We start from the raw sequence: 3,690 nt of genomic DNA, 5'->3' as shown, positions 1-3,690 counted from the left end.
CGCGGGACGCCCCGGTCGTACCGCGGCAGCAAACTTAATCTGCACACCCCTTCTCGCCCATTCGCTTTCGGCATTGTGGTGACACAAGTGCCTTGACCATATGTTTCTGTTCATCTGTATAACGAGTACTGGCGTCGCGAAAAGATGGATCCAAACGGCCAGTACCATCCGAACAGCTTGTTTGAGCGATTGAAGCGCCGATATTTCGCTGATGGATAGCCGCGAGCCAGTTAAGCTCGCAGAGCAGGTTTCGTCCTTTGCGGAAGCAATACGTCAAGGCAACATGCATTGAAACGCCATCACGGGGATGCTCAAGCAGAACCCATTCGTGACGATATTTTATGCAGACTTCGTCATGCAGCTCAATTTCCTTATGCGGACGATTAACCCAGCCGCAGCGACGATCGCCATTTTCGCCTGATTATATGTGTACATTCTATAGTGCAATCAGGGATGTGCGCTCCGGAAGCTGGCTCCTCGGCCAGTCACGATTCCTGCCTTCGTTCGTCGTTCAGCCGGCCCTTTCGTGCTGTCGAACATCTGCCCGGCAGCTTCAGATAGCCCTGGGCGCGTTCCAGCACCTGGATCGACGGTTTAACGTCGACGCAGATGACGAGCGCGTTCTCAGGCGGAGCCATATAGAGCGCGACCACCTCGGCCATCTTGGCAGCGAACGCGGGATCGTCGCTCTCGTACCAGGTCTTGCGGGCGGCAAGGTCGATCTTCTGCGCCGTGAGAAGGCGTCAGACCTGCTGGACGTCGATATCACCGAGCGCGGCGGCGATCAGCGGTCTGCTCCAGCGGGCATGGCCGTCGGGCGGCTTGAGGTCGAGCACACGCAGGATACGCCGCGTCGTCTCGGCCGTGTACTTCGGCAGCGCGGCCCGGCTGCCCGGCTCATCGAGACCTATGAGACGGCGCCCAGCATAGCGCACGCGCCACTTCGACGCCATGCCCATAGTGCAGCAGACACGCCGGCCGGTCTCGCGCTGCCGCCGACAAGTATTCCGTTCTGATCGAGCGCACCGAGCCGTCGGGTTCCGTGCGTTCCATGTCCGTCAATGTGATCGGCGTTGCTTCAGAGATGCCATCGGTCATCCTACCTTGAATCGCGACTCACGCATCAGCGATAGAGGGTACTAGCGACGAACACGGCACCCTTCGGGGAGCGCTCCAATTGGAGCGACAGTTCATGGGTTGTCAGCCGTCGAAAATTAGTCCTAGACTGACTTAGTCTGGCGATGCGGCACGATGGGCAACGGGCAAGACTTTCTCGGGGAATAGCCATGAAGAGCTTGAAGCAGTCAATCAGTCCCTTTGGCGGAATATTTGCTGCGGTATGCTTGGTTATCCTGGCGCCTGCGGCGCGAGCTCAGGAGCAGACGTTCAAGCTCAACGAAGTGCTGCGCAGTCTATTCTACACACCTCAGTACGTCGCACTCCAAAGTGGAGCCTTTCAAAAGGAAGGCATTAAGATCGATGGTCCTAAGACGACCTGGGGTATGCAGGCTACATTGACGGAGGTTATTAGCGGGAACTCGAATATCGCGCTCACTGGCCCTGAGGCAGCATCACTGACCCAATCCGCCGGTCCTGACAGGCGGTTCGTAAATTTTGCGCAGCTCACAAATGGTGATGGATCGTTTATCCTGGCGAAGACGCCGATGCCGAGTTTCAAGATCCAAGACCTGAAGGGCAAAACGATCGTTACGTCCGGCAAAGGATCAACTCCGGCGCTCGTATTGGAAGAATTGATCAAGAAAGCTGGGCTTGTCGCCGGAAAGGACGTGAATATCCGGAACATCCCGAATTCGGCTAATATTCTGCCGTCGTTTTTGGAGCCCTCCACGCAGTTTGCACAAGCCTTCGAGCCCGGCGTGGTTCAGATGGTTGCACAAAACAAGGGTTATCGTGTTGCATCCGTTCATGCGTTGGCGGGGCCGATGCCGTATACTGCGTATATTGCTTCCGTCAGCTATATCGAGAAGAACCCAAAAATCATTCAAGGTTTCACGAATGCGATCTATCGAGGTCTTCTGCTTACCGAGAAAAGTACACCCGCTGAAATCACAAAAATGGTGCAGCCGTTCTTCAAGAATGTGCCGGCAGCGACAATTGAGGCGGTTATAAGCGAGTACAAGAAGATCAAAATCTGGGCAACGAACCCCTTGATAAGCGAGACGGGCATGAACCGGATGATCGACTTGATGATCGGGGGTGGGGTGCTGAAAGAAAGGGTTCCCTACAGCAAGATCGTTAATCCGACCTTTGCCCAGAAAGCGATGCAGATGGTCAAGCAGCAATGACCGGTGCGGAGCGTATCCGTGGCGATAACATCTCGTTCGCGTATCTGACTCGCTCTGGCGAGACGCTGGCCCTGAAAAATCTTGAGCTCACAGTTCGCCATCTGGAGTTTTGCAGCATCGTCGGCCCCAGTGGTTGCGGAAAATCTACACTGCTCGCTTTGATTTCGGGCCTTATCAAGCCGACGGAAGGTCAGATACTGCTGGACGGTGTTCCACTCGTTGGCACCACACCGCGTGTCGGCATTTTGTTGCAGAAGGACCATCTCTTCGAATGGAGAACAGTACTGCAGAACGCAGTGCTGGGGCTGGAGATTCAAGGAAAGAGCGATCGCGAGGGGCGAGAGAGAGCACGCGAGCTGCTCGCTCTCTATGGGCTCGGCGGTTTTGAGGACGCATATCCCTATCAGCTTTCCGGTGGCATGCGTCAACGTGTGGCGATCGTCCGAACGCTTGCGACCGATCCCGACATTCTGCTACTGGACGAGCCCTTCTCCGCACTCGATTACCAGACGAAACTGCTTCTCGAGCGGGATGTGCTGCGCATTATCAAGGAGCGGAGAAAGACTGCGCTGCTTGTAACGCACGACATCGAGGAAGCGGTGTCCATGTCCGATCGCGTTATCGTGCTCAGTGGTCGTCCGGCCCAAGTGCGAAATGCCTATGATATCGAGCTGTCGGTCCCGGGAGAGCGAACGCCCATGACGTCGCGAGACGCGCCCGAGTTCCGCTCGTTCTGCAAAGCGATTTGGGAGGACCTCGACGTTGAGCAACGCGACCGGTAGCGGTTTCCTCACGCGAGGCGCGACCTCCCCCAGGCACGCGGCATATTTGCAGGCGTTGCGGCTTCGTCAGTTGCAGGTTGCCGGCGTTCAGATCCTGGTCTTCATCCTGTTCCTGGCGATCTGGCAGATCGCAACCATGACGGGACTCGTCGATCCGTTCATCATAAGTCAGCCATCTCAAATCCTGGAAAAGCTCGCTGAGCTGACGGGTGATGGCTCCCTCGGTTACCACATTGCGATCACGGTCTGGGAAACCCTGGCAGGGTTTTTCATCGGCACAATAGGCGGAATCATAATTGCCGGGATGTTCTGGTGGTGGCGTTTTCTCAGTGACGTCGCCGACCCATACGTCGTGGTGTTGAATGCAACCCCCAAGATGGCTTTGGGCCCCGTATTCATTATTTGGCTCGGCGCATCCATTGCCGCTGTTATCGCCCTTGCCGTGTCGATATCGCTGTTTGTCACCATTTTGTCGGTTCACAGCGCATTCCAGCAATCGGACAGAGACAAGCTATTGCTTGCTTCGTCATTCGGAGCCTCCCGGTGGCAGCAGTTTATTAAAGTCGTGCTGCCTGGAGCGGTTCCGACGATCATTGCAACGC

Annotated in this window: 5 protein-coding genes; 3 read left to right on the top strand and 2 right to left on the bottom strand. The window is 56.1% G+C overall.

Features of this window, described 5'->3' with window-relative positions; all coding sequences use genetic code 11:
* Nucleotides 1–485 precede the first annotated feature (485 nt).
* Nucleotides 486–662, bottom strand: a complete 177-nt coding sequence (locus AB7F49_RS38920) for a hypothetical protein (RefSeq protein WP_428533242.1) — start codon at nucleotides 660–662, stop codon at nucleotides 486–488.
* Nucleotides 663–743: 81 nt separating this feature from the next.
* Nucleotides 744–953 carry a hypothetical protein gene (locus AB7F49_RS38915; RefSeq protein WP_428533239.1) on the bottom strand — a complete coding sequence of 70 codons (210 nt, stop codon included), beginning with the start codon at nucleotides 951–953 and terminating at the stop codon, nucleotides 744–746.
* Between the two features lie 333 nt (nucleotides 954–1,286).
* Between AB7F49_RS38915 and AB7F49_RS38910 the strand changes: the two genes are divergently transcribed.
* The 3 genes from AB7F49_RS38910 to AB7F49_RS38900 all read left to right on the top strand — a co-directional run.
* A complete protein-coding gene (locus AB7F49_RS38910) occupies nucleotides 1,287–2,306 on the top strand; it encodes an ABC transporter substrate-binding protein (RefSeq protein ID WP_428533236.1) in 1,020 nt (339 codons plus the stop codon).
* Nucleotides 2,303–3,088: an ABC transporter ATP-binding protein gene (locus AB7F49_RS38905; protein WP_428533233.1), complete on the top strand. Its 786-nt coding sequence runs from the start codon at nucleotides 2,303–2,305 to the stop codon at nucleotides 3,086–3,088. Before AB7F49_RS38910 ends, AB7F49_RS38905 begins: the two co-directional genes overlap by 4 nt.
* The coding region (locus AB7F49_RS38900; RefSeq protein ID WP_428533230.1) for an ABC transporter permease at nucleotides 3,069–3,690 on the top strand (622 nt) is incomplete at its 3' end. The genes AB7F49_RS38905 and AB7F49_RS38900, both read left to right, overlap by 20 nt.

It is taken from the genome of Pseudorhodoplanes sp., assembly GCF_050250235.1.
GTDB lineage: Bacteria > Pseudomonadota > Alphaproteobacteria > Rhizobiales > Xanthobacteraceae > Pseudorhodoplanes.
This window is presented reverse-complemented; position numbering and strand designations above follow the sequence as displayed.